This is a genomic window from Blastococcus sp. SYSU DS0617, assembly GCF_054051075.1.
Genome location: NZ_JBJHAO010000009.1, coordinates 1 through 25,747, shown reverse-complemented (window position 1 = coordinate 25,747; position 25,747 = coordinate 1). Strand labels below are relative to the sequence as shown.

Genomic DNA, 25,747 nt, shown 5'->3' with positions numbered 1-25,747 from the left:
GTGCGGCCCGGAGTGCTCCCCGGTCAGGCGGTGCGGACCCGGGTGCGGGCCTGGCGACGCTTGAGGGCGCGCCGCTCGTCCTCGGACAACCCGCCCCAGACGCCGGAGTCCTGACCCGAGCTGAGGGCCCAGTCCAGGCACGACTGCACCACGGGACAGCGCTGGCACACGGCCTTGGCCTGGTCGATCTGGACGACTGCGGGGCCGGCTGTCCCGATCGGGAAGAACAGCTCGGGGTCTTCGTCCCGGCAGAGCGCGCGGTGGCGCCAGTCCATGGCTGTGTTCTCCTCGGTGTCGTCTACGGCTGCTACGTCAGTCGCTGAACCCGGTCCGGCATGCCGGACCGACGCGGCCGGGCGGACACCGGAAGTCCCAGCGCCTTGTCGGCAGCGACTGCCTGCCTTGTTACCGGCAGGTTGCGTTCTGGATGCGATGCTTTCACGCGACCGTCGCCTGTCAAGCGAAACCAGCTCGACGCGGACCCCCGCGTGAGCAAGCTCACCACGGCCGTGCTAGGCCCGCCACTCGGCAGGGCGAGGCTGCTTGCGCTCGCCGCCGATACCTGCGTGGCCGGCGTCAGGAGACGACGCGCAGGGCGTCCGGCACGGAGCGCAGGCGCAGCGCCGTCGCCGTGCCGAGGTGGTCGCCGTCGACCTGCCAGCCCTGCGGCCGGCCCGCGGTCAGCGACAGCTCCGGCAGGTCGTGCCGCCGGTGCAGGCCGCGGCCCCGGAGCTGCGGCCGGGGGGACAGTGCCTGGCGCAGGGTGCGCAGCATGCCGACGGGGTTGGTGCGGCCCAGGGCGAAGACGTCGAGACCGGTGTCGAACGAGGCCTCGGGCGAGGGGTTGACCGGCCGCGCGCCCAGGTAGGTCCACGGGCTGACGTTGGAGATCAGGCAGAGGAACAGGTCCTCGACCGGGGCCTCACCGGGGACCTGCAGGGTCATGGCCGGCCGGCGCCGCTCGCGGCCCAGGAGGAAGGCGTTGGTCGCCTCCCGGACGTACAGCGCCCCGGTGGAGCGGCGACCCCGGGACCGCTGCGCCTCCACCCGCGCGATGACCTCGGCGTCGAACCCGAGGCCGGCGGCGAAGACGAACCAGCGGGGCGTCGTCCACTCCGGCTGCTGCGCCGCGTCGACCTCGGCGGCGCGGGCCGCGGCGTCCGGGTCCCCACCGGCGAGCGGGGCCGTGCTGGTGCCCGCGGCGCTCGCCGTGCCCAGCGACACCGTCCGGGTCCGGCCGGCCCGGATGGAGGCGAGGATCTCGGCGGTGGCCTCGACCGGGTCCCGCGACCGGCCGAGCGCGCGGGAGAACACGTTGGTCGAACCCCCGGGCACGACGGCGAGCATGGGCAGATCGGGGCGGGGGCCCTTCCCCAGCAGCCCGTTGACCACCTCGTTGACGGTGCCGTCGCCCCCGAGCGTGACCACCAGGTCCAGCCCGTCGGCAGCGGCGCAGGCGCCCAGTTCCCGACCGTGCCCGCGGTGCGCGGTCTCGGCGACGTCGACCTTCAGTTCGCTGGCCAGGGCGCCGACGAGGACGTCGCGCATCTTGGCGGTGGTGCTGGTCGCCGCCGGGTTGACCACCACGAGCGCGCGCATGGAGTCCAGGCTAACGGCGCGCCGTTCCCGGGCGTGGGAGGTGCGCCCGACGGTGACGCCGGCCGGGGCGGGACCCGCGTAATCTCGCCGTCGTGCCCGAGCAGACGCCGCGCCGGCTGGCCGACCGCCTCTTCGGCGCGGTCAGCGCCGCACCCGAGCCGCGGCCGCGGCAGCCGCGCCCCGAGGCGCCCTCGGCGGTGCGCCAGGCCGCCGTCCTCGTCGCCGTGGAATCGGCCTGCCTGGTCGCACTGGCCGCGGTGCTGCTGTGGCTGACCCTCACCGGGGACCCCGAGAGCGTGTCCCGTGCCCTGGCCGAGGTCGTCCTCGCCGGGCTGGTGGCGGGGCTGCTGGGGGCGGCCGCGGCCGGGCTGCGCCGCCTCGCGGGCTGGGCGAGGGGACCGGTGATCGCCCTGCAGATCCTCGTCGCCGCGTCCGGCTTCGTCGCGGCCTTCCAGGCCGGTCGTCCTGAGATCGGCGTCCCGCTCCTGGCCGTGTCCGCGGCCGTGCTCTACCTGCTGCTGACCCCCGAGGCGCGGCTCGCCTACCTGGACCGCTGAGGAGCCTCAGACGAGGTCGATGACGTCGGCGATCGAGTCGAGGATCCGTCCGGGGCGGAACGGGAACCGGGCCACGTCGGCCGCTGCGGTGGAGCCGGAGAGCACGAGGATCGTGTCCAGCCCGGCTTCGATGCCGGCGACGACGTCGGTGTCCATGCGGTCGCCCACCATCATCGTGGACTCCGAGTGCGCCTCGATCCGGTTCATCGCGCTGCGGAACATCATCGGGTTGGGCTTGCCCACGAAGTAGGGCTCGGCGCCCGTCGCGCGGGTGATCATCGCCGCGACCGAACCGGTGGCCGGCAGCGGGCCCTCCGGCGAGGGGCCGGTCACGTCCGGGTTGGTGGCGATGAACCGGGCACCGCGGCCGACCAGGCGGATCGCGCGGGTGATGGCCTCGAAGGAGTAGGTGCGGGTCTCGCCGAGCACCACGTAGTCCGGGTCGGTGTCGGTCATGACGTACCCGACCTCGTGCAGCGCGGTGGTCAGGCCGGCCTCGCCGATCACGTAGGCGGAGCCACCCGGGAGCTGGGTGTGCAGGAAGTCGGCGGTGGCCAGCGCGGAGGTCCAGAGCGACTCCTCCGGCACGTGGAGCCCGGTGCGGGCCAGCCGCGCGGCCAGGTCGCGGGGGGTGAAGATCGAGTTGTTGGTGAGCACGAGGAAGCGGCGGCCGCGGTCGACCAGCCGCTCGAGGAACTCGGCCGCTCCGGGGAGTGCCTTCTCCTCGTGCACGAGGACGCCGTCCATGTCGGTCAGCCAGCACTCCGCCGGGAGGCGCTCGGTGGTCACGGCGGCCACGCTAGTGCCCGGAGGCGACCGGGACCGGCCCTACCGCCGGCGGGCGTCGGCGAAGGTGGCGAGTGCGTCGTCGGTGAGCCGGAAGACGGTCCACTCGTCCATCGGGACGGCGCCCGCGGCGCGGTAGAAGTCGATCGACGGGGTGTTCCAGTCCAGCACCGACCACTCCAGCCGCGAGTAGCCCCGCTCCACGCAGACCGCGGCCAGCGTCCGGAGCAGTTCCCGGCCCAGCCCCCGCCCGCGGTGCCCGGGCTGCACGTAGAGGTCCTCCAGGTAGATGCCGTGGGTGCCCCGCCAGGTGGAGAAGTTGAGGAACCACAGCGCCACGCCCACGACGTGCCCGTCCGCGTCGGTGGCGACGTGGCCGAACAGGGCGGGGGAGTCGCCGAACAGGCACGCGGAGAGCTGCTCCTCGGTGAGACGCACCTCGGACAGGGCGCGCTCGTAGTCGGCCAGCTCCCGCACCAGACCCACCACCGCCGGGACGTCGTCCGGACGGATCGGCCGCACGCTCACGTGCCCTCCTCGCTGGCGCTCGTCGTTCCCGTGCGCGCCGCTGCTCTGTCCTCGCGTGACCTCGCGAGCTCGGTCACGAGAGCGCCTCCTTGACCGAGGACGGCACGAAGCGCGCCAGCGGGGTCAGCACCGGCACGAGCACCGGCGCGAACAGGTAGCCGTAGGCCAGCACGATGGCGGTGACGACCGGCGCCACCGCGACGGCGACGACGAGCACCGCGGCCACGGCCACCGGGCCGTAGGGCTTGCCGCTGCGCGGGCTGACCAGCGAGCGGAACGAGCGGTAGCGGACGTTGCTCACCATCAGCAGCGCCGGGACCGCCATGACGAGCAGCACCCACAGCCGGTCGCGGCCCTGCATCTGGTCGCCGAACGCGAACACCGACGCCAGCACCACGCCGGCCGCGCCGGGGCTGGGCATGCCGGTGAAGTACCGCTTGTCGGCGGTCGGGTCGATGGTGACGTTGAAGCGGGCGAGCCGGATGGCGGCGCACGCCACCCACAGGAAGCAGGCCACCCAGCCCAGCACGTCCCATTCGTCGCGGCCCTCGGAGAAGAGGGTGAAGGCCACGAGCGAGGGCGCGAGCCCGAAGGAGACGAGGTCGGCGAGGGAGTCGAACTGCAGCCCGAAGGGGGTCACGGCGCCGACCTTGCGGGCCACGGCGCCGTCGACGATGTCGAAGAGCACCGACAGCCCGATGAGTATCGCGGCCAGCCCGTGCTCGCCGCGGATCGACACCAGGATCGCGCCGAAGCCGCACCCCATGTTGGCCAGCGTGAACAGGCTGGGCAGGGTCGCCAGCGCGCGCCGTCGGGAGCCGCGGACGGAGCCCCGGACGAACTCGACGGTGGCCGTGCGGCGCGTGGGCACCGGGGGCCTCAGCGGGTCGCGGGCCAGCGGGCGATGACGGTCTCGCCGCCCCGCACGCGCTGTCCCTTCGTCACGGTGAGCTCGCACTCGAGCGGCACGAAGACGTCCATCCGGGAGCCGAACTTCATCAGGCCCATCCGTTCGCCGGTCTCGAGGCGCTGGCCGACGCCGGTGCGGGTCACGATCCGGCGGGCCAGGACGCCGACGATCTGCCGGAAGACGACGGTGCGGGTGGCGGGGCCGTCGGAGTTCCGGAGCCACAGCTCGCTGCGCTCGTTGCGGTGGGCCGACTCCCGCCGGTAGGCGGCCAGGAAGCTGCCCGGGCGGTACGAGCTCTCGACGACCTCACCGCGGTACGGGGACCGGTTCACGTGCACGTCGACGACGGACAGGAAGACGCTCACCTGCTGCCAGTCGCCATCGGGGGCCACGCCCTCCTGCGGCTCGCCGGCGACCATGACGACGCCGTCGGCGGGGGAGACGACCTCGTCGGGGTCGGGCGCGATCCGGTCGCAGCGCCGGTCGGGATCGCGGAAGAAGAGGGCCATGTAGGCCGACAGCGCCAGGAGAGGCCAGCCGGCCCGGCCCAGGCCGCGGCGTCCGGTCACCCGGCCGGCGACGGACAGCACGGCAGCCGGAACCAGGGGTCCGGTGAGGAAAGGCCACCCGGCCCGGTCGATGCGCATCGTGACTGAACCGTACCGGCCGGGCCTCGGATCAGGCCGGGCGTGCGGTGGTGCCCGGAGCGGAGGCCCGTTCCGGGTCGGCGCCGTGCTCGGTGGTGCGCTCCCGGGGCGGACCGCCGTACCAGTCGAGGCAGACCATGGTGGCGTCGTCGCGCAGGTCGTTCCCGGTCGCCCGCAGCACCGCGGCGCCGAGCTCGTGGACCACCTCGCGCGGGTGCAGGTCGGCGCTGTCGGCCAAGGCCGCGGCGACGTCGAGGGCGGCGGCGTCGCGCTCCAGCATGCCGTCGGTGAGGAAGACGATCCGGTCGCCCGGTTCCAGCGGGAACGGCTGCACCTCGAAGGTCTTGCCGGGGAGGACGCCGAACGGTGCCTCGACCTGGAGCGCGATCTCCTCGACCTTCCCGTCGCGCAGGCGCAGCGGGAGGGTGTGGCCGGCGTTGACGATGTGCGCGGTGGCCGAGTGCAGCTCGACGCGCAGCAGCTGGCCGGTGACGAACTGGCCGACGGCGGCGTTCTCGGCCAGGGAGTCGTTGGCGTAGGCGGCCTGCTCGGCCAGGCCCATGCCCCGGCGGCGCCCGTTGCGCAGGCTGCCCACCAGCAGCGTCGCCAGGAGCGCGGCCTCCACCTGGTGGCCGACGGCGTCGGTGATCGAGATCTGCAGGCAGTCGCGGTCGAGGGAGTAGTCGAAGGTGTCGCCGCCGACGGAGCTGGCCGGCTCCAGCCAGCCGGCGAGGGTGAACTGCCCGGCCTCGCAGGTGTAGGACGCCGGCAGCAGCCGGCGCTGGATCTCCGCGGCGAGGGCGAAGGGCGTGGAGCGCTGTCCCCACTCGAACACGTCGGTGTGCCGGCGGGCGGCGATCACCACGTAGGCCAGGGCGTGCGCGGCGCTGCTGATGTCGGCGATCTCGCCATCGGTGGGGTACCGGGGGAGCTCCAGCTCCAGCAGCCCGATGGCGTCGCCGCGGTCGGTGACCGGGACGAGTACCCGCGCGCCGTCCTGCAGTGCCTCGACGGCGGGACGCTGGGTGCGCAGCACCTGCTCGTACCGCGTGCCGGGCAACGGCAGCGTCTCGGCCTGCTCGATGCCGTGGCTGCGGGCGCCGGTGACCGGGTCGGTCGACGTCAGCCGGACGACGGCCCGGCCGCTGAAGTCGGCGATGAGCAAACTCACCGTCCGGGCGTGGACCATCTCGCCGAGCGCTGCGGCGACGGCGTCCACGGCGTCGATCGGGGCCGCGGCCTCCACCTTCTCCAGGAGTGCGCCGACGTCGATCACGTAGTCCTCCGAGCCGCGCATGGGCAGACCCTAGGCGCACGCGCGACCGCGCCGAGGGGGGAGGACGACAGCCGACTGCCGGGCCACCCACGAGGGGCGACCCGGCAGTCGGGAGCAGGCCTGAGGTCAGGCTGCCTTGGTCTCCCAGAAGATCTTGTCGATCTCGGCGATGTAGTCGAGCAGCTTCTGGCCCTCGGCGGGGTCCATGCTGCCCTTGCCGCCGGCGGCGCCGGCCTGCTTGGTGGCCTTGTTGAACAGCTCGTGCAGGTGCGGGTACTTCTCGAAGTGCGGGGGCTTGAAGTAGTCGGTCCAGAGCACCCACAGGTGGTGCTTGACCAGGTCGGCGCGCTGCTCCTTGATGAGCACGCAGCGCATCTTGAAGACCTCGTCGTCGCTGCCCTGGAACTTCTCCTGGATGGCCTTGACGGACTCCGCCTCGATGCGGGCCTGAGCGGGGTCGTACACGCCGCAGGGGAGGTCGCAGTGCGCGGTGGCCTCCACGGCGGAGAACAGTCGGGTGAGACGCATGGAGGTGCCTCCGTAAGTCGTGGACAGGTGCATCTGCGACCCTACCCGCGGTGGGCGACGTCGACAGTGCGGGTGACCAGCGGATACCGCCCTTGGGCAGCGCGTGGGCGCTCGCCCGGGTGCGCGGGCCCTCCATGTCGCCCACGGTGGCGTCGGGGGACCGGCTGCTGGTCCGCCGGGTCCGCGACGCGGCGTCGGTGCGGGACGGCGACGTCGTGCTCGCCCGATTCCCCGCCCGGCCGGAGCTGCTCGTCGTGAAGCGGGTGCGCCGGGCCGTCCCGGGCGGGCACTGGGTGCACGGCGACAACCCCTTCGTCGCCGACGACAGCCGGGCGTTCGGGCCCGCCGTCGTGGTGGGCCGCGTCGTCGGCAGGCTGTGGCCGCGACCGGGGCCGCTCCCGCCCGCGCCGGCCGCCGGGTGAGTCAGCGGCCGCGCAGCTGGGCGTACCGGGCGACGCTCTCCGCATAGGTGGGCAGCAGCCCCCGCTCCTGCGCCTCGGCCAGCGTGGGCGCCTCGCGGTCCTTGGCGGACAGCTCGAGCTCGACGTCGGCCGGCCAGGGCAGGTCCAGCGCCGGGTCCAGCGGGTGGACACCGAACTCGCGGGCGGGGTCGTAGCCGCTGGAGACCAGGTAGGTGACCGAGCTGGCCTCGGCCAGCGAGACGAACGCGTGGCCCAGCCCCTCGGCGAGGTACACGGCCCGCGGCTGCTCGCTGTCCAGCAGCACGCTGTCGTGCACGCCGAAGGTGGGCGAGCCGACCCGCACGTCGACGACGACGTCGAGCACCCGGCCGACCGGGCAGTAGACGTACTTGGCCTGACCCGGAGGGACCAGGGCGAAGTGCACGCCACGGAGGGCGCCGCGCGCGGAGACGCTGTGGTTGGCCTGGGCGAGGGTCAACGGGTGTCCCACTGACTGGGACAGCACGTCGGCGCGGTACCACTCCGTGAAACGGCCCCGCGTGTCGCCGTGCGGCACGAGGTCGACGACGTAGCTGTCGGGCACGGCCAGTTCGCGGATCTCCACGGGGGCACGGTAGCGGCAGGAGCGCCCACGGCCCCGGTTACGCTCTTGCATCCATGAGCGGGATTCGGCGCGCGCAGGACGAGGACCAGACCGACCGCTTCGCCGACGATCCGGCGTTCGCGGTGCACGAGGGCGGGAAGCTCTCGGTGGTACCCACGCGCCGGATCGAGTCGATCGCCGACCTGTCGCTCACCTACACCCCCGGCGTCGCGCGGGTGTCCAGCGCCATCGCGGCCGAGCCGGCCCTGGCGCGCCGGTTCACCTGGGCCCCGCGGGTGGTGGCCGTCGTCTCCGACGGCACGGCCGTCCTCGGCCTGGGCGACATCGGGCCGGCCGCGGCCCTGCCGGTGATGGAGGGCAAGGCGTGCCTGTTCTCCGAGTTCGCCGGTCTCGACGCCGTGCCGATCGTGCTGGCGACGACGGACGTGGACGAGATCGTGGACACGGTCGCGGCGATCGCCCCGTCCTTCGGGGGCATCAACCTCGAGGACATCAGCGCGCCCCGCTGCTTCGAGATCGAGGCGCGGCTGCGCGAGCGGCTGTCCATCCCGGTCATGCACGACGACCAGCACGGGACGGCGATCGTCGTGCTCGCCGCGCTGCGCAACGCCGCCCGGGTGACCGGCCGGACCCTCGCGGACCTGCGGGTGGTGGTCTCCGGCGCCGGTGCGGCCGGGGTGGCGTGCACGAAGATCCTGCTGGAGGCGGGCGTCGGGGAGCTCGCGGTGGCCGACTCGCGCGGGCTGCTGCACGCCGGCCGTGGCGACCTCTCCTCGAGCAAGCAGTGGCTGGTCGACAACACCAACCCGTCCGGTCACGCCGGGACGATGGCCGACGCCCTCGCCGGCGCGGACGTCTACCTGGGGCTCTCGGGCGGCACGGTGCCGGAGTCGTCGATCGCGGCCATGGCCGAGGACTGCATCGTCTTCTCGCTGGCCAACCCCATCCCCGAGGTGGACCCGCAGATGGCGGCCCGGCACGCCGCCGTCGTCGCCACCGGACGCAGCGACCTGGCCAACCAGATCAACAACGTCCTTGCCTTCCCGGGTGTGTTCCGCGGCGCCATCGACGCCGGGGCCACGAGCATCACCGAGGAGATGAAGCTGGCGGCCGCCGAGGCGATCGCCGGCGTCGTCGGGGACGACCTGCATCCGGACTACATCGTGCCGAGCCCGCTGGACCGGCGGGTGGCCGCCGCTGTCGCCGACGCCGTCGCCGCCTGTGCCCGGGAGCAGCACGTCACGGTCTGACGTCCGCGGTCGGGTGGCCCTCCGTGGGACGGCGACTCACCAGCCGCTGCCGGGCGAGCCGCCACCGAACGTCCACGCGCGGGTGACGGGTGACTCGTTGGCGGCGGTGCCCGAGGAGGGTGGCTGGTGCGGCGCCCCGGGCCGGTTCCGCCGCTGACGACGGCCGGCGAGCAGTCCGAGGACCAGCAGCAGCACGGCGGCGCCGGCCGCCCACAGCAGTAGTTCCATGTCGCTCTCCTCGGTGTCGTGGTCTCAGCCGGAGCTGACGAAGCGGTCGACGATGGGGTCGAAGGTGTCACGGACGTCGGTGTTGATCCAGGTGAAGGCGACGGTGGCGACGAGGAACAGCGGCACCAGGACCGACTTCTCCACGGTGGCCCCGGTGCGCAGCGGCAGGAACACCAGCCTGCCGCGGTTGGCCAGCCACAGCAGGGGAGTCGGTACGCCGGCCGTGGTGATCGCGTCGCCGACGATGTGGGTGAGCACGCCGGCGGCCACCGCCCAGGGGAGCCAGGCGGGCTGCGGGCTGTGCTCGAGGAGCTGCCAGGCCCCGACCCAGGACAGCGCCAGGTTGCCCAGGACGGTGTTCTCCGTCCGGCCCGGGATGACGAAGTGCAGCGCCCTCAGGGCCAGCCCGATGGCCAGCGCCATGAGCAGCAGGCTCGACCAGTACGTGTCGGCGGCGAGCACGGCCAGCCCGCCGAAGGCCGCCGGGGCGAGGAGGGCGTCGTGGGTGCCCCAGCGGTGCCCGCCGGCCAGCCGGCCCACCGCGCCGGAGGGCACGTCGGTCACCGGCCCCCACATGTCCGAGACGGTCGAGCCACGCTGGTCGAGATCGGGCAGCATCGCGAACCCGCCGACGGCGGCCACCCAGGAGATCTGCGCGACCGCGCCGTGGACGGGGGCCCAGGGGAGGGTCGCGGCCCCGACCGCGAGACCGGAGAGCGCATGCGAGTGACCGAGCATTCACCCAGCGTGCGCCCCCGACCGAAGGCGACGGCGGAGGCGCGCGGTTTCAGTCCTCTTCGTCCGGGTCAGCGCCGCCGCGGGCCAGCCAGGTGGCCAGCCGCTCGACGGGCACCTCGAAGTCGGGGTGCTGGTCGACGAATACCTGCAGCTGGTCGGCGAGCCAGGCGAGGGTCACCTGTTTCTCGCCACGCCGCTCGGCGAGCTCCTCCAGGCCGCGATCGGTGAAGTACATGCCGCAGAACCTACGACGCCCGGTCCCCGAGCGGATCGGGGACCGGGCGTCGACGGCGGACCGGGCTCAGTCCGCGAACGCCTCGGCGACGAGCTGGCGCTGCTCGACGTCGTGCACCTTGGCCGAGCCGACGGCGGGGCTGGCCGACGCGCGACGGCTGACGCGACGGAAGGACCGGCCCTGCGGCAGGTGCTCGGGGAGGTTGACGGCCATGAACTGCCAGGCGCCCATGTTCGCCGGCTCCTCCTGCACCCACACCACGTCGGTGGCGTTCGGGTACTGCTCCAGTGCGTCGGCGATCTGCTGGGCGGGCAGCGGGTAGAGCTGCTCGACCCGGACGACGGCGACGTCGGCGGTGCCCTCGGACTCGCGCTGCGCCATGAGGTCGTAGGCGACCTTGCCGCTGCACAGCAGCACCCGGCGCACGGCGGAGCCGTCCAGCGGCGTACCGCCCACGCCCGGGTCGGGGAGGACCGACCGGAAGGCGTCGTCGGTGAAGTCCGAGACCGGGCTGACCGCCACCTTGGCCCGCAGCAGCGACTTGGGCGTGAAGACGACCAGCGGCCGGTGTACGTCCGAGAGCGCCTGGCGGCGGAGCAGGTGGAAGTAGTTGCCGGGCGTCGTGCAGTTGGCGACGGTCATGTTGTTCTCCGCCGACAGCTGCAGGAACCGCTCGATGCGGCCGCTGGAGTGGTCGGGCCCCTGGCCCTCCATCCCGTGCGGCAGCAGCAGGACGACGCCGGAGCGCTGGCCCCACTTGGCCTCGCCGGAGCTGATGAACTCGTCGATGACCATCTGGGCGCCGTCGACGAAGTCACCGAACTGCGCCTCCCAGAGCACCAGGGCCTTGGGGTTGGCGACGGAGTAGCCGTACTCGAAGCCCACGGCCGCGTACTCGCTCAGCAGCGAGTCGTACACGAAGAACTTCGCCTGGTCGTCGGTGAGGTTGGCCAGCGGCGTGTACTCCTCGCCGTTCTCCCGGTCGATGAGCACCGAGTGCCGCTGCACGAAGGTGCCGCGCCGCGAGTCCTGCCCGGCCAGCCGGACGGGGACGCCCTGCATGAGCAGGGACCCGAACGCCAGCAGCTCGCCCATCGCCCAGTCGATGCCGCCCTCGGTCACCATCGCGGCGCGCCGCTCGAGCATCTTCTTGAGCTTCGGGTGCGGGGTGAAGTCGGTCGGGAAGGAGACGTGCGCGTCGCCGATGGTCTTGAGCACCTCGGGGGTGATCGCCGTCGTGAGCTGCGACTCCTCCGCGGTGCGCGGGTCCATGACCGGCTCGGGCTTCGAGGAGTCCTTGGCGTCGTGCGTCTCGGCGAACGCCCGCTCCAGCTGGCCGCGGTAGTCCTTGAGGGCCTCCTCGGCGTCCTCGAGGGTGATGTCGCCACGACCCACCAGCGCCTCGGTGTAGAGCTTCCGGACCGAGCGCTTGCGGTCGATGATGTCGTACATCAGCGGCTGGGTCATCGACGGGTCGTCGCCCTCGTTGTGCCCGCGGCGGCGGTAGCAGACGAGGTCGACGACGACGTCCTTCCGGAAGGCCTGCCGGTACTCGACGGCCAGCCGGGCCACCCGCACGCACGCCTCGGGGTCGTCGCCGTTCACGTGGAAGATCGGCGCGTTGACCATGCGCGCGACATCGGTCGAGTAGAGCGTCGAGCGGGCAGAGGCGGGGCTCGTGGTGAAGCCCACCTGGTTGTTGATGACCACGTGCACCGTGCCGCCGGTGCGGTAGCCCCGCAGCTGGGAGAGGTTCAGCGTCTCCTGGATGACGCCCTGGCCGGCGAAGGCGGAGTCGCCGTGCAGCAGCACCGGCAGGACCGTGTAGCCCTGCTCGCCCTTGTCGATCATGTCCTGCTTGGCGCGGACGATGCCCTCGAGGACGGGGTTGACCGTCTCGAGGTGGGAGGGGTTGCTGGCCAGCGAGACGGCGATCTCGTCGTCGGTCCGGAACGGGTTGCGGAAGGTGCCCTCGGCGCCGAGGTGGTACTTCACGTCACCGGAGCCCTGGACCGTGCCGGGGTCGATGTTGCCCTCGAACTCGCCGAAGATCTTCGCGTAGCTCTTGCCGAGCACGTTGGCCAGCACGTTGAGCCGGCCGCGGTGTGCCATGGCGATGGCGACCTCGTCGAGACCGTGCTCGGTGCCGGCGATCAGCACCTCGTCGAGGATCGGGATGACCGACTCGCCGCCCTCGAGGCTGAACCGCTTCTGCCCGACGTACTTGGTCTGCAGGAAGGTCTCGAACGCCTCAGCGGCGTTGAGCCGGCCGAGGATGTGCTTCTGCTTCTCGCGCTCGGGCTGCTCGTGGGCCACCTCGATGCGCTTCTGCAGCCACTCGCGCTCCTCGGGGTCGGTGATGTGCATGTACTCCACGCCGACGGTGCGGCAGTAGGAGTTGCGCAGGACGCCGAGGATGTCGCGCAGCGGCATCATCCGCTCCCCGGCGAAGCCGCCGACCGGGAACGTCCGGTCGAGGTCCCAGAGGGTCAGCCCGTGCTCGCGGATGTCGAGGTCGGGGTGCGTGCGGACCTTGAACTCGAGCGGGTCGGTGTCGGCCATGAGGTGGCCGTTGCGCCGGTAGGCCTCGATGACCTCGATGACGCGCGCTTCCTTGTCGATCTGCCCCTCGTGGCTGACCCGGACGTCGGGCATCCAGCGCACCGGCTCGTACGGGATCCGCAGCGAGCGGAAGACCTCGTCGTAGAAGCCGTCCTCGCCGAGGAGCAGTCCGTGCAGGGTGCGCAGGAAGTCGCCGGACTCCGCCCCCTGGATGACGCGGTGGTCGTAGGTGGAGGTGAGCGTGATGATCTTCGAGATGCCCATCTCGGTGAGCGCCTCGGGGCTCATCCCCTGGAACTCGGCCGGGTACTCCATGGCGCCGACGCCGATGATCGCGCCCTGGCCGGCGGTCAGCCGCGGCACCGAGTGATTGGTGCCGATCGTGCCCGGGTTGGTCAGGCTGATCGTGGTGCCGGAGAAGTCCTCCATGGTCAGCTTGTTGTTCCGCGCCCGGCGGATGATGTCCTCGTAGGCCGCCCAGAACTGGGCGAAGTCCATCTCCTCGGCGGCCTTGATCGAGGCGACGACCAGCGACCGCGAGCCGTCGGGCTTCGGCAGGTCGATGGCCAGACCGAAGTTGACGTGCTCCGGCTGGACGTGCACCGGCTTGCCGTCGACCTCCGCGAACGCGCTGTTCATGTTCGGGAAGGCGTCGAGCGCGCGCACCAGCGCGTAACCGATGAGGTGGGTGAAGGAGATCTTCCCGCCCCGGGCGCGCTTGAGGTGGTTGTTGATCACGATGCGGTTGTCGGCCAGCAGCTTGGCCGGCACCGCACGCACGCTCGTCGCCGTCGGCACGGTGAGCGAGGCGTTCATGTTCTTGACGACGGCCGCGGCGGCGCCGCGCAGCGGCGACTGCTTGGCGCCCTCGGCCGGGGCCGGGGTCGCCGGCTTCGGTGCGGAGGCGGTCGGCTGCTTGCTGGCGCGTTCTGCGGTGCGGTCGACCACGGTTTCCTCGGACTGCGACTCGACGCGCGCCGGGCGCGCGGAGGTGGACGGGGCGGCGGGAGCCGGGGCCTTGGCCGGCGCGGCCGGGGCCTGCGTCGGCGCCGCGGCGGGTGCGGGTGCGCTGTCGCGGCCGCCGCCCTCGAGCGGGCTGCCGGGCCGGTAGTCGGCGAAGAACTCGTGCCAGGCCTGGTCCACGCTGGACGGATCGGCCTGGTACTGCTGGTACATCTCCTCGACCAGCCACTCGTTGGTGCCGAAGCCCGTCACCGGGGACTGGGAGGAGGGCCGGGTTGAGTTCTCGCTTGACACGGGGTGAGGTGCCTTCTTCGTCTCTGGGCTGCGTCGTCAGGGCATCGCTGGCTGAGGGGGCAGTCTACGCCCGTCGGCCGTGCCGGACCCGGCGCGGGAGGAGCCGCGTCGCGGGTCCGGCCCCGGTCAGACGACGTCGCGCCGGACCGCCAGCAGGGTCCCCAGGAGCGCGGCGAGCAGGCCGTACGCCAGGAGGAGCAGGCCGCCCTGCCAGGCCGCGAGGAGCCCCGGGGTCTCGAAGTCGCTGGTGACCGCCTGCACGGCACCGCCGGGCAGCCACTTGTAGACGTCGCGGATCGCGCCCACGGCGGACACGATCCCCTCGACGACGAACAGGTACACCAGCGACCCGACGATGGCGCCCACCTGGTTGCGCAGCAGCGCCCCGACCCCCACGCCGATGATCGTGAACAGGACGAGCACCACGAAGGACATGGCCAGGGTGGTGAGGTTGTCCCCGCTCAGGGACGGGGCGTCGCCCCGCGCACCCGCGTAGATCATCACGACGAGCACGTTCACGGCCAGGACGACCAGGGCGAACGGCACGGCGACCAGGGCGTAGGCGACCACCTTGGCGAGGATCACGTGGCTGCGCCGAGGGGTGGTCAGGAAGGTCGGTGTGGCGGTCCGGTGCCGGTACTCCTGGGTCATGCCGATGATCCCCAGGATCAGCAGCAGGACGTAGGCCTGCGCCCCGACCGAGAACGCGAGCTCCTCGTACTCCGGGTTGCCGACCGGGGGGATGCCCGGCCCGCCGTCGGTCTCGGCGCCCGCCAGCGCCGTGAACAGGACGGCGAAACCGGCCACCATCGCGCAGGCGCCCAGGAGCAGACCCAGCCACACCTTGGTCGTGAAGAGCTTGGTCCACTCGGCGCGGACGAGGGCGATCATCGGGTTGCTCCCTGGGCGACCGGAGCGCCGGCCGTCGGAGCGGCGAACTGCTCCTGGCCGGCGGTGAGCTGGAAGTAGATCTCCTCGAGCCCGCTGGTGTGCGGCCGCAGCTCGTGCAGCTCCACACCCGCGGCGAAGGCCCGGGAGCCGATCTCGGCGGCCGAGCGGCCGGTGACGGTGAGCGCGCCGTCGCCGCCCTGCACCACCTGGGCGCCCTCGCCCCGCAGCACCTCGGCCAGCCGCTGGGCCTCGGGGCTGCGCACGACCACCGTCCCGGCGTTGGCGGCACCGGCGCGGAGGTCGGCGATGGATCCCTCGCGGACCAGGCGGCCGGCGCCCACGATCACGACGCGGTCGGCGGTCTGCTCGACCTCGGAGAGCAGATGGCTGGAGACCAGGACCGTGCGTCCCTGGTCGTGCGCCAGGTGCCGGAGGAAGCCGCGCAGCCACTGGATGCCCTCGGGGTCCAGCCCGTTGGCCGGCTCGTCGAGGATCAGCACCCCGGGGTCGCCCAGCAACGCGGTGGCCAGCGCCAGCCGCTGCCGCATCCCGAGGGAGTAGCCGCCCGCGCGGCGTCCGCCGGCGTCGGACAGGCCGACCTGGCGCAGCACCTCGTCGGCGCGCTCGACCGGCAGCCCGGCCGCGCGGCAGTACACCCGCAGGTGGTTGCGCCCGGACCGGGCCGGGTGGAAGGCGGTCTCCAGCACCGCTCCGACCGTGCGCGTCGGGTCGGGCAGCGCCGCGTAGGGGACGCCGTCGAAGGTCGCCGTCCCGGTGTCGGGACGGATGAGCCCGAGCACCATGCGGAGGGTGGTGGTCTTGCCGGCGCCGTTGGGCCCGAGGAAGCCGGTGACCGAACCCGGCTCGACGGTGAACCCCAGGTCGCTCACCGCCCGCACGGCCCCGAAGGACTTGGTCAGGCCGCGTACCTCGACCCGCACGGGGCCGGTCGCCGCCGTCGTTGCGCTGGAAATGGGGTACTCCTCGTCGTCGGCCGCTACCCGGGCATCCAATCGCACCCGGCCCCCCAGGCGGGAGTCCCGTCGCCGGGTCGGCGCGTCCCCGGGGCCGGTCGGGCAGCGGGACCGGGACGCGGGACGGGGTACGTCGGCGCTGGTCGGGCGCGCGCCGCGTCGTCCTCCCGCCCGGCCCGTCGAGTGGATCTCCGGGTGTCCCCGCGCACCCGGTCCCCTAGAGTTCGCGCCGTGAGCGACAGCGCGAACGCCTACCGCACGGTCGTCGTCGGCACCGACGGGTCGGAGTCCTCCCTGCGGGCCGTGGCCAGGGCCGGGTCCATCGCCGGCGCGTGCGGGGCCACCCTGGTCGTCGCCTGCGCCTACCTGCCCACCGAGACCGACGACCGGGAGCTCTCCCGCGCGCAGGACGTCCTGGGCGACGAGGCGTACCAGGTCGTGGGTTCGCACCCCGCCGAGGACACCGTCCGCACCGCCGCCGAGCGGGCCGCCGCGGCCGGCGCCCGCAGCGTGCGCACCGTCGCGGTCCAGGGCTCGCCGGTCGAGGCGCTGCTGGACGTCGTCCGCCGCGAGGACGCGGACCTGCTCGTGGTCGGCAACCGGGGCCTGAACGGCATCAAGGGCCGGTTGCTCGGCTCGGTGCCGGCCGACGCCACCCGCCGCTCGACGTGCGACGTGCTCGTCGTCCACACCACCGGCTGAGCCCGGGCTCGCATGGACGACCCCGGGCCCCTTCCGGGCTCCGACGCCCGGGACGCGCTGGAGCGGCTGCTGCTCGACGGCCCGCGCCGGTACACCCGCCTGCAGATCGCCGAGATGGCCGGCATGCCGCCGTCCCGGACGCAGCGGCTGTGGCGCGCGCTCGGCTTCCCCGATGCCGCGGATGACGCGGTGGCCTTCACCGACGCCGACGTGCAGGCGCTGCACGTGCTGTCGACGCTGATCGACTCCGGTTTCGTGGGTCCCGACACCGAGGCCTCGATCGCCCGGGCCATGGGGCAGTCGCTGTCCCGGCTGGCCGACTGGCAGACCGACATGCTCGCCGACGCCCTGGCCCGCGGTGCGCGGACCGGCGCCGAGCCGGGGGAGCGCGCCGCCGCCACGGCCGAGGAGGCGGTGGCGGCGGCCGAGGAACTGCTGCCGCGGTTGCGGGAGGTGCAGGACTACGTCTGGCGGCGCCACCTCGCGGCCAACGCCGAGCGGCTGCTGGCCGTGACCGGAGGCGGCGACCGACGGGAGCTCGCGGTCGGGTTCGTCGACCTCGTCGGCTACACCTCGCGCAGCCGCGGCATGGGCGGGCAGGAGCTCGGGGAGATGATCGAGGACTTCGAGAGCACCGCCGCGGAGGTCATCGCCCGCCACCACGGCCGGGTGGTCAAGACCGTCGGTGACGGGGTGCTGTTCACCGCGGCGACCGCGGCCGACGCGGTGGAGATCGGTCTCCTGCTGCCCCTGGTCTGGGACACCGAGGAGCGACCGCCGCTCCGGGTCGGGGCCGCGTACGGGCGCGTGCTCACGCGGCTGGGCGACATCTACTCGCCGGTGGTGAACCTGGCGGCCCGGCTCACCTCCCTCGCCCGCCCCGGGACCCTGCTGGTCGACCGCGACCTCGCCGACCGGATCCGGGGACTGCCCGGGTACAAGGTCCGGCCGCTGCGGCGGGTGTCGGTGCGGGGGTACGACCACCTGCAGCCGTGGCTGGTCCGCCGGCGCGCGGAGGACGACGCCCCGGACGAGAGCGGCTACGGCGAGGACGCGTTCGACCAGGAGTGACGGGGGCCGCGGCGGCGGATGGGACGCTGGGCCGGTGAGTGCCACCCTCGTCGCGCGCGGCCTGGCCGCCGGTCACGGCGCCCGCGTGCTGTTCGCCGACCTCGATCTCGTCGTCGCTCCCGGAAACGTGGTCGGGCTGGTCGGCGTGAACGGCGCAGGGAAGTCCACGCTGCTGCGCACGCTCGCGGGCGAGATCCCGGCCGAGGCCGGCAGCATCGCGGTCAGCCCGCCGTCGGCGACGCTGGGCTACCTCCCACAGGAGCACGAGCGGCACCCGGGGGAGAACGTGCTGGGCGCGCTCGCCCGGCGGACCGGCGTCGCGGCCGCGCAGGCGGCGCTCGACGACGCGACCGAGCGGCTGACCGCCGGCGAGGACGGCGCCGACGACGCCTACGGCGAGGCGCTGGAGCGCTGGCTGGCCCTCGGTGGCGCCGACCTCGAGGAGCGCGCGGCGGAGGTGGTCGCCGACGTCGCGCCGGGCGTGGCCCTCGACGCCCTCATGACCGGCCTGTCGGGTGGGCAGGCCGCCCGCGTCGGCCTGGCCTCGCTGCTGCTGTCCCGCTACGACCTGCTGCTCCTCGACGAGCCCACCAACGACCTCGACCTGGCGGGTCTGGACCAGCTGGAGCGGTTCGTGGCCGGCTCGCGGGCGGGCATCGTGGTGGTCAGCCACGACCGCGAGTTCCTCTCCCGCACGGTCACCCGTGTCGTGGAGCTGGACCTGGCCCAGCAGCTGGTCCGCGTGGTCGACGGCGGCTACGAGGCGTACCTGACCGAGCGCGAGGTCGCCCGGCGGCACGCGCGCGAGGAGTACGACGAGTTCGCCGACACCAAGGCCGGGCTCGAGGCCCGCGCGCGGATGCAGCGCAACTGGATGGCCAAGGGCGTCCGCGACTCGATCAAGAAGTCCAAGGACGGCGACAAGCACATCAAGGCGGCCAACCGCGCCTCCTCGGAGAAGCAGGCGGCCAAGGCCAAGCAGACCCAGCGGATGATCGAGCGGCTCGATGTCGTGGAGGAGCCCCGCAAGGAGTGGGAGCTGCGGATGGAGATCGCCGCGGCACCCCGTGCCGGGGCGGTCGTCGCGACGCTGCGCGGCGCCGTCGTCCGCCGCGGGGACTTCGTGCTCGGCCCGCTGGACCTGCAGGTCGACTGGGGCGACCGCGTGGCGATCACCGGGGCGAACGGGTCGGGGAAGTCCACGCTGCTCGCGGCGCTGCTGGGCCGGGTGCCGCTGGACGAGGGGACGGCGTCGCTGGGCCCGGCGGTGCGGATCGGTGAGATCGACCAGGCCCGCGGGCTCTTCTTCGGCCAGCAACGGCTGCTGGACGCGTTCGGTGCCGAGGTGCCCGACTGGCCGACGTCGGAGGTGCGCACGCTGCTGGCGAAGTTCGGGCTGACCGCCGAACACGTGCTGCGGCCGGCCGAGACGCTGTCGCCGGGGGAGCGGACCCGTGCGGCGCTGGCGCTGCTGCAGGCGCGCGGCGTGAACGTGCTGGTGCTCGACGAGCCGACCAACCACCTCGACCTGCCCGCCATCGAGCAGCTGGAGCGGGCCCTGGCCGAGTACGCGGGCACCCTCCTCCTCGTCACCCACGACCGCCGGATGCTCGACGCGGTCCACACCACCCGTCGCCTGGAGGTCTCCGGTGGACGGGTCGTCGAGGTCTGAGCGCTGGGCTAGGTTCGGGCGGTGAGCGAGCGGACGATCCTGGACATGTTCCGCCTCGACGGCCGCGTCGCGGTCGTCACGGGGGCCTCCTCAGGCCTCGGGGCGGTGTTCGCCCGGGCCCTGGCCGAAGCCGGCGCCGACGTCGTCCTCGGGGCGCGGCGCACCGACCGGCTGGCCGAGACGCAGGCGGCGGTGGAGGCGACGGGACGCCGCGCGCTCGCCGTGCGCACCGACGTCGCCCTCCCGGAGGACTGCACCGCGCTCGTCGAGGCCGCCATGGCCGAGTTCGGGCGGGTCGACGTCCTGGTCAACAACGCCGGGGTCGGGACGGCCTACCCGGCGACCCGGGAGACCCCCGAGCAGTTCCGCCAGGTGATCGACGTCAACCTCAACGGCTGCTACTGGATGGCGCAGGCCTGCGGGCGGGTCATGCAGCCGGGCAGCTCGATCGTCAACATCTCGAGCATGCTCGGCCTGACCACGGCCGGCCTGCCGCAGGCCGCCTACGCCGCCAGCAAGGCGGGCCTCATCGGCCTCACCCGCGACCTCGCCCAGCAGTGGACCGGGCGCAAGGGCATCCGGGTCAACGCCCTCGCCCCCGGGTTCTTCGCCTCGGAGATGACCGACGCCTATCCCGAGGAGTACCTCGACTCCCAGATGCCCCGCATCCTGGTAGGGCGCAAGGGGCACCCCGAGGAGCTGGCGGCCGCGCTGATCTTCCTGGTGAGCGACGCCGGCGGCTACGTCACCGGCACCACCATCCCGGTCGAGGGCGGGATGCTCACCAGCTGATCCGCCGGCGTCCCGCCGTGCGTCGGGTCCTCGGCGGGATCTGCCTGGTTGTCCGTCAGCCGTCGGCGCGCCGGATGTGCGTGGTGATCCGCTCGGTGAGCTGCGGCCACAGGTCGCGGGGCAGGTCGTGGCCCATGCCGTCGATGATCACCAGCTCTGCGCCGGGGACGGCGGCCGCGGTGGCGCGACCCCCGGCGACGTTCACCAGGGCGTCGTCGGACCCGTGGATGACCAGGGTCGGAGCCGTCACCTGCCCGAGGTCGGCGGTCCGGTCCGGGGTCGTGACGATGGCGGCCATCTGGCGGGCCACCCCTGCCGGGTCGTGCGCCCGGTCGAAGGAGAGGCCGGCCCGGGCGCTCACCGCCGCCTCGTCGAGCGGGAACCCGGGGGAGCCGATCACCCGGTAGGTCTCCAGCTGCCGCTGGATCGCGCTCTCCCGGTCGGTGGCCGGCCGGGCGTAGAGCACCGCCGTGGCCTCGTCGGTCGGGCCGGGCAGCGAGCGGTCCCCGGTCGTGGACATGATCGAGGTGAGGCTGCGGACGCGCTCCGGGTACCGGATGGTGACCAGCTGGGCGATCATCCCGCCCATCGACACCCCGACGAGGTGCACGCGGTCCAGGTCCAGGGCGTCGAGCAGGCCGACGGCGTCGGCCGCCATGTCCGCCAGCCCGTAGCGGACGCTGGAGCGGTCGCCCCGGCCGATCGCGCCCAGGTCCGGGACGCCGGCGTCGTGCAGGTGCGTGGACAGGCCGATGTCGCGGTTGTCGAAGCGCACGACGAACAGGCCCTGCGCGGCCAGTCCGGCGCAGAACTCGTCCGCCCAGCCGATCATCTGCGTGGCGAGCCCGCTGACCAGCAGGACGGGGGTGTCCGAGGGGTCGCCGAAGGTCTCGTAGGCCAGTTCGATGTCGCCGACGGTGGCCGTCGCGATGCCGCTGCTCTCCATGCCGGCGGACGTTAGTGCAGGCGCACGAGACGCCCGTCACTGCCCCGGCGGCCACGAACTGTCGGTCCCGGGTGCTCGGATGCGGGCGCCGTCGCCCCGGCGGTGCCGACATCGAGGAGGAACCGTGCCCGTCGAGCTGATCAATCCCGAGGGCCTGCCCCGGCCCGAGCACTACGTCCAGGTCGCCGTCGCCACCGGCAGCCGCACCGTCTACCTCTCCGGGCAGGTGGCCCGCGACGCGGACGGCAACCCGGTGGGTCCCGGTGACCTCGCCGCGCAGGTGGCGCAGGCCTACTCGAACGTCGCCACCGCACTGGCCGCCGTGGGCGGCACCTTCGACGACGTCGCGAAGCTGACCGTCCACGTCGTCGACTGGGCGCCGGAGAAGCTGGCCGCCCTGGGGGCGGGCGTGGCGCAGGCGGCGGAGCGGCTGGGTGTCGACCCGCGCAAGCCGATCACGCTGCTGGGTGTGGCCGGGCTGGGCGAGCCGGACCTGCTCGTGGAGGTCGAGGCGGTCGCCGTGCTGGCGTGACGGCCGGGCCGGTGCGGAACCGGCGGAAAACGAAGAGTGCCCCCGGCAGGATTCGAACCTGCGCCCCTGCCTCCGGAGGGCAGTGCTCTATCCCCTGAGCTACGGGGGCTCGTCTCGTTCGGCAGAACCGTATCAGCCCCGGGGGGCCGGACGGCCGGAGGGCCTCAGGGGGCCGGGAGGGGTGTGCCGCCGCGCGCCGTGAGCATGTCGGTCATGGTGTCGACCTCGAAGCTCTGGGACGCCTCGATGCTCTCCGCGAGGTTCTGCACGGCGTCGACGTCGGCGTGCTCGGCGGCGTACTGCGCCATGCCGAAACCGCCCTGGTGGTGACGGATCATGAGCCGCAGGAACTCCACGTCGAAGGCGTTGCCCGAGAGGCTGCGCAGGTCGGCCAGCTCCGCCTCGGTCGCCATCCCGGGCATGAGCGCACCGCTGCCCGTCGCCGCCATGTCGTGCCCTGTGTGGGCGGCGTCCTCCATCCAGGACATCGTCTCGCCGCCCGTGGGGGACAGGCCCCACAGTGCCAGCCAGCCCTGCATGCGGCCCGCCTGGTTGGTCTGCGTCGCCGAGATGTCGACCGCCAGCGACTCGACCTCCGGGTCGTCGCTGCGCTCGGCGACCAGGTTGGCCATCTCGACCCCCTGCAGGTGGTGCACGGACATGTCGCGGGCGAACCCGGCGTCGACCGAGTCCGCGGTGGGGGTCACCGGGATGCGGTCGACGGCGAGCGCCACCGCGACGGCCAGCCCGCCGCCGATGAGCATGAGCCCGACGGCGATCACGGCCAGCAGCGCCGTTCGCAGCGGCGAGCGGGATCCCTGAGCGGGCTCGGTCGGTCGGGAGGTGGTCGCGTCAGCCGTCCGACTCGCCCCCCTCGGTCGCGGAGCCGTCGACGGGGGCGTCGCCCTCGCCGGACGTCGTGGTGTCGGGGGTGTCGGCCACGAGCGGGTTCGCGAGGAAGTCGGGCCGCTCGCAGGTGGCACCGGGCTCGGGGAACTCCCCGGCCTTGAAGGTCAGCAGGTCGGCGAACTGCTCCAGCCGCTCGTCGTCCGCGCTGTCGACCTTCAGCTGCTTGCCCCAGGACTGGATGCTGATCGGGGAGTCCAGGCCCTCGTAGGGCGACATCATCCGGCCGTTCACGCCCTCGACCAGCTGGGCGAGTGTGTCGATCTCGGCGTCGGTCACCTCGTCCGGGTTGTAGGTGACCCAGACCCCGCCGTGCTCGAGGCTGTGCACCGCGTTCTCGTGCCGGATGTCGACCTCGTAGACGGTTCCGGTGCAATCGGCCCAGACGTTGTCGTGCTCACCGCCGACCGGCGGGGACTCCGAGTAGTCGACCGAGGTGACGACGTGGTTGCCGCCCTCGTAGTCGTAGGTCTCGACGCCGGCGATCTCGTCCACCGCCTCGACCTTGTTGGCGTTCGCCTCGTTGACCTGGACCACGGCGTAGGAGATGACGGCCGCGGCGAAGACGACGACGGCCAGCGCACCCGCGATGAGGCCCCACGGACGCTTCTGCGCGTTGGCCACCACCGTCGTCGGCGGGCGGGTGCGGCCGCCCTTGCCGCCTGCACGGGCGCGGTTGGGGTTGCCGCCTCCGGACCGGGTGGCGCCGCCGCTGGGGCGGGCGTCGTCGGGCTTACGGTCCTTGGCCAAGGCCACTCCTCGGATGCGGGATGCACGGTGCGGCGGCGAGTCTAGGTTGCGAACCTGGACGTTCCCTGCATCCGCCGGGCGGGGGCGCCGAGGCGCCGGGGCCCGGTCAGTACGCTCGTGCGGTGACACCGGAGCAGCTGCAGGCCGTCGTCCGTACCGCCGTGGGCGCGGTCGTCGACCGCGGCGCGCTGCCCGTGGAGGTCCCCGCCGAGGTCGTCGTCGAGCGGCCGAAGAACCCCGCGCACGGCGACTACGCCACGAACATCGCCCTCCGGCTGGCCAAGCCCGCCGGCCGCCCGCCCCGCGAGGTGGCCGAGCTGCTCGCCGAGGAGCTGCGCGCGCACGAGGGAATCGCGTCGGTCGACGTCGCCGGTCCCGGGTTCCTCAACATCACGCTGGCCAAGGGTGCGCTCGGCACCATCGCCGTGCGGGCCGTCACGGCGGGGCCGGCCTACGGCCGCACCGATGCGTTCGCCGGCCAGAAGCTCAACCTGGAGTTCGTCTCGTCGAACCCGACGGGTCCGGTCCACATCGGCGGCACCCGCTGGGCGGCGGTGGGTGACGCGCTGGGGCGGTTGCTCGAGGTCAGCGGTGCCAGCGTCACCCGGGAGTTCTACCTCAACGACGCCGGGGCGCAGATCGACCGGTTCGCCAAGAGCCTGCAGGCCGCCGCGCTGGGCCAGCCTGTGCCGGAGGACGGGTACGCCGGGAGCTACATAGGGGAGATCGCCCAACAGGTCGTGGCCCGCGAACCGGGACTGCTCGACCGGCCCGCAGACGAGCAGCTGCCGGTGTTCCGCGGTCGCGGCGTGGAGCTGATGGTCGCGGAGATCCGCAGCTCGTTGGTGGCTCTGGGCGTCGACTTCGACGTCTTCTTCTCCGAGTCGAGCCTGCACGAGTCCGGCGCCCTGGAGAAGGCGGTGGCCCGGCTGCGCGAGCAGGGGCACGTCTTCGAGCGTGACGGCGCCGTCTGGCTCCGCACGACGGACTTCGGCGACGACAAGGACCGGGTCCTGATCCGGGCCGACGGCGAGCCGACCTACTTCGCCGCCGACTGCGCCTACTACCTGGACAAGCGGGCGCGTGGCTTCGACCGTGTCCTGATCATGCTGGCCTCGGACCACTCGGGGTACGTGGGCCGCTACAAGGCACTGGTCGCGGCGACCGGCGACGACCCCGACGCCCATCTCGAGATCCTCATCGGCCAGCTGGTCAACCTGGTCAGGGACGGCGAGCCCGTGCGGATGAGCAAGCGTGCGGGCAACGTCGTCGCCCTCGACGACCTCGTCGAGGCGATCGGGGTCGACGCCACCAGGTACGCCCTGGCCCGGGCGTCCGTGGACCAGCAGATCGACGTGGACGTCGAGCAGTGGACGCGGAAGACCAACGACAACCCGGTCTTCTACGTCCAGTACGCGCACGCCCGCATCTCCTCGCTGCTGCGCAACGCCGCCGACCTGGGGGTCCCGCTCGGGCAGGCCGACGACGTCGACGTCGCGGCGCTGGACCACCCGCGGGAGAGCGATCTGCTGCGCGCCGTCGGCGAGTTCCCGCGGGTGCTCGCCTCCGCCGCCGAGTTGCGCGCCCCGCACCGGGTCGCCCGCTACCTCGAGGAGCTGGCCGGCACCTATCACCGCTTCTACGACTCGTGCCGCGTACTGCCCCGCGGCGACGAGGAGGTCACCTCGCTGACCACCGCCCGGCTGTGGCTGTGCGCCGCGACGGCGACCGTCCTGCGCAACGGTCTCGACGTGCTCGGCGTCAGCGCTCCGGAGCGGATGTGAGGGCGCACCCGGCGGGTCCGCTGCACGGGAACATCCAGCAGCCGACCGGCGCCGGCGCGCCACCGGCCGAGCTGGGCGCCCTGGACCCGCAGGTCTGGCCGAGGTCGGCCACCCGGGTCGACGGCGAGCTGCACCTGGCCGGCCGCGCCGTCACCGACCTCGCCCGCGAGCACGGCACGCCGTTGTTCGTCCTGGACGAGGCCGACTTCCGGAGCCGCGCCGCGGACTTCGCGACCGCGTTCGAGGGCGCCGACGTGCACTACGCCTCCAAGGCCTTCCTCTGCGGTCAGGTGGCCCGGTGGATCGCCGAGGACGGCCTGCACCTGGACGCCTGCAGCGGCAACGAGCTGGCCCTGGCGCTGGCCGCCGGCTTCCCGGCCGAGCGGATCGCGCTGCACGGCAACAACAAGTCCCTCGTGGAGCTGCAGCTGGCCGTCGACTCGGGGATCGGGCACGTCGTGCTCGACTCCTTCGACGAGATCGACCGGCTCGTCCCGCTGGCCGCCGCCCGGGGGGGGGGGGGGGGGGGGGGGGGGGGGGGGGGGGGGCGGGGGCGGGGGGGGGGGGGGGGGGGGGGCGCGGCGGGGGGCGGCGGGGGGC

At 73.3% G+C, this 25,747-nt stretch carries 28 protein-coding genes and 1 tRNA gene; 10 read left to right on the top strand and 19 right to left on the bottom strand.

Translation table 11 applies throughout. The annotated features are described in order from the left end of the window. Positions 1-23 precede the first annotated feature (23 nt). Both ACI793_RS11605 and ACI793_RS11600 read right to left on the bottom strand, forming a co-directional pair. Positions 24-275, bottom strand: a complete 252-nt coding sequence (locus tag ACI793_RS11605; protein ID WP_091980873.1) for a WhiB family transcriptional regulator — start codon at positions 273-275, stop codon at positions 24-26. Between the two features lie 301 nt (positions 276-576). Further along, entirely contained in the window at positions 577-1,599 is a 1,023-nt protein-coding gene (locus tag ACI793_RS11600; RefSeq protein ID WP_456606523.1) for a diacylglycerol/lipid kinase family protein, read from the bottom strand. Between the two features lie 92 nt (positions 1,600-1,691). Between ACI793_RS11600 and ACI793_RS11595 the strand changes: the two genes are divergently transcribed. After that, a complete protein-coding gene (locus ACI793_RS11595; RefSeq protein WP_456606522.1) occupies positions 1,692-2,156 on the top strand; it encodes a hypothetical protein in 465 nt (154 codons plus the stop codon). Positions 2,157-2,162: 6 nt separating this feature from the next. Here the strand turns inward: ACI793_RS11595 and ACI793_RS11590 are convergent, their stop codons facing one another. The 6 genes from ACI793_RS11590 to sodN form a co-directional block, all read right to left on the bottom strand. After that, entirely contained in the window at positions 2,163-2,945 is a 783-nt protein-coding gene (locus ACI793_RS11590) for an HAD-IIA family hydrolase (RefSeq protein ID WP_456606521.1), read from the bottom strand. Positions 2,946-2,984: 39 nt separating this feature from the next. Further along, entirely contained in the window at positions 2,985-3,470 is a 486-nt protein-coding gene (locus ACI793_RS11585) for an N-acetyltransferase family protein (protein WP_456606520.1), read from the bottom strand. Between the two features lie 73 nt (positions 3,471-3,543). Continuing rightward, a complete protein-coding gene (gene pssA, locus ACI793_RS11580; protein WP_456606519.1) occupies positions 3,544-4,341 on the bottom strand; it encodes a CDP-diacylglycerol--serine O-phosphatidyltransferase in 798 nt (265 codons plus the stop codon). Positions 4,342-4,349: 8 nt separating this feature from the next. Further along, the gene (locus ACI793_RS11575; protein ID WP_456606518.1) at positions 4,350-5,027 is read right to left on the bottom strand and encodes a phosphatidylserine decarboxylase; all 678 of its coding nucleotides are present in this window, start codon (positions 5,025-5,027) and stop codon (positions 4,350-4,352) included. Between the two features lie 31 nt (positions 5,028-5,058). Beyond that, positions 5,059-6,324: a PP2C family protein-serine/threonine phosphatase gene (locus ACI793_RS11570; protein ID WP_456606517.1), complete on the bottom strand. Its 1,266-nt coding sequence runs from the start codon at positions 6,322-6,324 to the stop codon at positions 5,059-5,061. Positions 6,325-6,429: 105 nt separating this feature from the next. Continuing rightward, positions 6,430-6,831, bottom strand: a complete 402-nt coding sequence (gene sodN, locus ACI793_RS11565) for a superoxide dismutase, Ni (protein WP_456606516.1) — start codon at positions 6,829-6,831, stop codon at positions 6,430-6,432. A 50-nt stretch (positions 6,832-6,881) separates the two neighbouring features. On the opposite strand from sodN, the gene ACI793_RS11560 reads away from it, so the two are divergent. Then, positions 6,882-7,253 carry a S26 family signal peptidase gene (locus ACI793_RS11560; RefSeq protein WP_456606515.1) on the top strand — a complete coding sequence of 124 codons (372 nt, stop codon included), beginning with the start codon at positions 6,882-6,884 and terminating at the stop codon, positions 7,251-7,253. Between the two features lies 1 nt (position 7,254). On the opposite strand, the gene ACI793_RS11555 is transcribed toward ACI793_RS11560, so the two are convergent. Continuing rightward, positions 7,255-7,857, bottom strand: a complete 603-nt coding sequence (locus ACI793_RS11555; RefSeq protein ID WP_456606514.1) for a dTDP-4-dehydrorhamnose 3,5-epimerase family protein — start codon at positions 7,855-7,857, stop codon at positions 7,255-7,257. A gap of 53 nt (positions 7,858-7,910) precedes the next feature. On the opposite strand from ACI793_RS11555, the gene ACI793_RS11550 reads away from it, so the two are divergent. Continuing rightward, positions 7,911-9,107 (top strand): NAD(P)-dependent malic enzyme, encoded by a 1,197-nt coding sequence (locus ACI793_RS11550; RefSeq protein ID WP_456606513.1) that lies wholly within the window; start codon positions 7,911-7,913, stop codon positions 9,105-9,107. 36 nt (positions 9,108-9,143) lie between these two features. On the opposite strand, the gene ACI793_RS11545 is transcribed toward ACI793_RS11550, so the two are convergent. The 6 genes from ACI793_RS11545 to ACI793_RS11520 all read right to left on the bottom strand — a co-directional run bounded on the left by ACI793_RS11545 (position 9,144) and on the right by ACI793_RS11520 (position 15,917). Then, the gene (locus ACI793_RS11545) at positions 9,144-9,335 is read right to left on the bottom strand and encodes a hypothetical protein (protein WP_456606512.1); all 192 of its coding nucleotides are present in this window, start codon (positions 9,333-9,335) and stop codon (positions 9,144-9,146) included. Between the two features lie 24 nt (positions 9,336-9,359). Then, on the bottom strand, positions 9,360-10,073 hold the full coding sequence (locus tag ACI793_RS11540) for a metal-dependent hydrolase (protein WP_456606511.1): 714 nt from the start codon (positions 10,071-10,073) through the stop codon (positions 9,360-9,362). A 49-nt stretch (positions 10,074-10,122) separates the two neighbouring features. Next, on the bottom strand, positions 10,123-10,308 hold the full coding sequence (locus ACI793_RS11535) for a DUF6104 family protein (RefSeq protein WP_456606510.1): 186 nt from the start codon (positions 10,306-10,308) through the stop codon (positions 10,123-10,125). Positions 10,309-10,374: 66 nt separating this feature from the next. After that, positions 10,375-14,085 carry a multifunctional oxoglutarate decarboxylase/oxoglutarate dehydrogenase thiamine pyrophosphate-binding subunit/dihydrolipoyllysine-residue succinyltransferase subunit gene (locus ACI793_RS11530; RefSeq protein WP_456606509.1) on the bottom strand — a complete coding sequence of 1,237 codons (3,711 nt, stop codon included), beginning with the start codon at positions 14,083-14,085 and terminating at the stop codon, positions 10,375-10,377. 168 nt (positions 14,086-14,253) lie between these two features. Next, positions 14,254-15,018 (bottom strand): ABC transporter permease, encoded by a 765-nt coding sequence (locus tag ACI793_RS11525; RefSeq protein ID WP_456606508.1) that lies wholly within the window; start codon positions 15,016-15,018, stop codon positions 14,254-14,256. Beyond that, positions 15,015-15,917 carry an ATP-binding cassette domain-containing protein gene (locus tag ACI793_RS11520; RefSeq protein WP_456606656.1) on the bottom strand — a complete coding sequence of 301 codons (903 nt, stop codon included), beginning with the start codon at positions 15,915-15,917 and terminating at the stop codon, positions 15,015-15,017. Before ACI793_RS11520 ends, ACI793_RS11525 begins: the two co-directional genes overlap by 4 nt. Positions 15,918-16,223: 306 nt before the next feature. On the opposite strand from ACI793_RS11520, the gene ACI793_RS11515 reads away from it, so the two are divergent. From ACI793_RS11515 to ACI793_RS11500, 4 genes are read left to right on the top strand one after another with little or no spacing between them, the layout of a single operon-like run. After that, positions 16,224-16,694 carry a universal stress protein gene (locus tag ACI793_RS11515; RefSeq protein ID WP_456606507.1) on the top strand — a complete coding sequence of 157 codons (471 nt, stop codon included), beginning with the start codon at positions 16,224-16,226 and terminating at the stop codon, positions 16,692-16,694. Positions 16,695-16,706: 12 nt separating this feature from the next. Continuing rightward, positions 16,707-17,765 (top strand): adenylate/guanylate cyclase domain-containing protein, encoded by a 1,059-nt coding sequence (locus tag ACI793_RS11510; RefSeq protein ID WP_456606506.1) that lies wholly within the window; start codon positions 16,707-16,709, stop codon positions 17,763-17,765. Positions 17,766-17,799: 34 nt separating this feature from the next. After that, positions 17,800-19,437, top strand: coding sequence for an ABC-F family ATP-binding cassette domain-containing protein (locus ACI793_RS11505; RefSeq protein ID WP_456606505.1), 1,638 nt, complete (start codon positions 17,800-17,802; stop codon positions 19,435-19,437). A 21-nt stretch (positions 19,438-19,458) separates the two neighbouring features. Beyond that, positions 19,459-20,229, top strand: a complete 771-nt coding sequence (locus tag ACI793_RS11500) for an SDR family NAD(P)-dependent oxidoreductase (protein ID WP_456606504.1) — start codon at positions 19,459-19,461, stop codon at positions 20,227-20,229. Positions 20,230-20,284: 55 nt separating this feature from the next. Here ACI793_RS11500 and ACI793_RS11495 read toward each other — a convergent pair whose 3' ends face one another. Continuing rightward, a complete protein-coding gene (locus tag ACI793_RS11495) occupies positions 20,285-21,175 on the bottom strand; it encodes an alpha/beta fold hydrolase (RefSeq protein ID WP_456606503.1) in 891 nt (296 codons plus the stop codon). Between the two features lie 124 nt (positions 21,176-21,299). Here ACI793_RS11495 and ACI793_RS11490 point away from each other — a divergent pair, with 124 nt between their 5' ends. Then, on the top strand, positions 21,300-21,707 hold the full coding sequence (locus ACI793_RS11490) for a RidA family protein (RefSeq protein ID WP_456606502.1): 408 nt from the start codon (positions 21,300-21,302) through the stop codon (positions 21,705-21,707). Positions 21,708-21,744: 37 nt separating this feature from the next. Here ACI793_RS11490 and ACI793_RS11485 read toward each other — a convergent pair. The 3 genes from ACI793_RS11485 to ACI793_RS11475 form a co-directional block, all read right to left on the bottom strand. Beyond that, a tRNA-Arg gene (locus tag ACI793_RS11485) sits at positions 21,745-21,816 on the bottom strand. Positions 21,817-21,871: 55 nt separating this feature from the next. Next, positions 21,872-22,489, bottom strand: coding sequence for a DUF305 domain-containing protein (locus ACI793_RS11480; RefSeq protein WP_456606501.1), 618 nt, complete (start codon positions 22,487-22,489; stop codon positions 21,872-21,874). A gap of 70 nt (positions 22,490-22,559) precedes the next feature. Next, positions 22,560-23,363, bottom strand: a complete 804-nt coding sequence (locus ACI793_RS11475; RefSeq protein ID WP_456606500.1) for a DUF3105 domain-containing protein — start codon at positions 23,361-23,363, stop codon at positions 22,560-22,562. Between the two features lie 122 nt (positions 23,364-23,485). On the opposite strand from ACI793_RS11475, the gene argS reads away from it, so the two are divergent. Together argS and ACI793_RS11465 are read left to right on the top strand one after the other, a co-directional pair. Beyond that, positions 23,486-25,147: an arginine--tRNA ligase gene (gene argS, locus ACI793_RS11470; protein WP_456606499.1), complete on the top strand. Its 1,662-nt coding sequence runs from the start codon at positions 23,486-23,488 to the stop codon at positions 25,145-25,147. Beyond that, the coding region (locus tag ACI793_RS11465) for a diaminopimelate decarboxylase family protein (RefSeq protein WP_456606498.1) at positions 25,144-25,747 on the top strand (604 nt) is incomplete at its 3' end. The genes argS and ACI793_RS11465, both read left to right, overlap by 4 nt.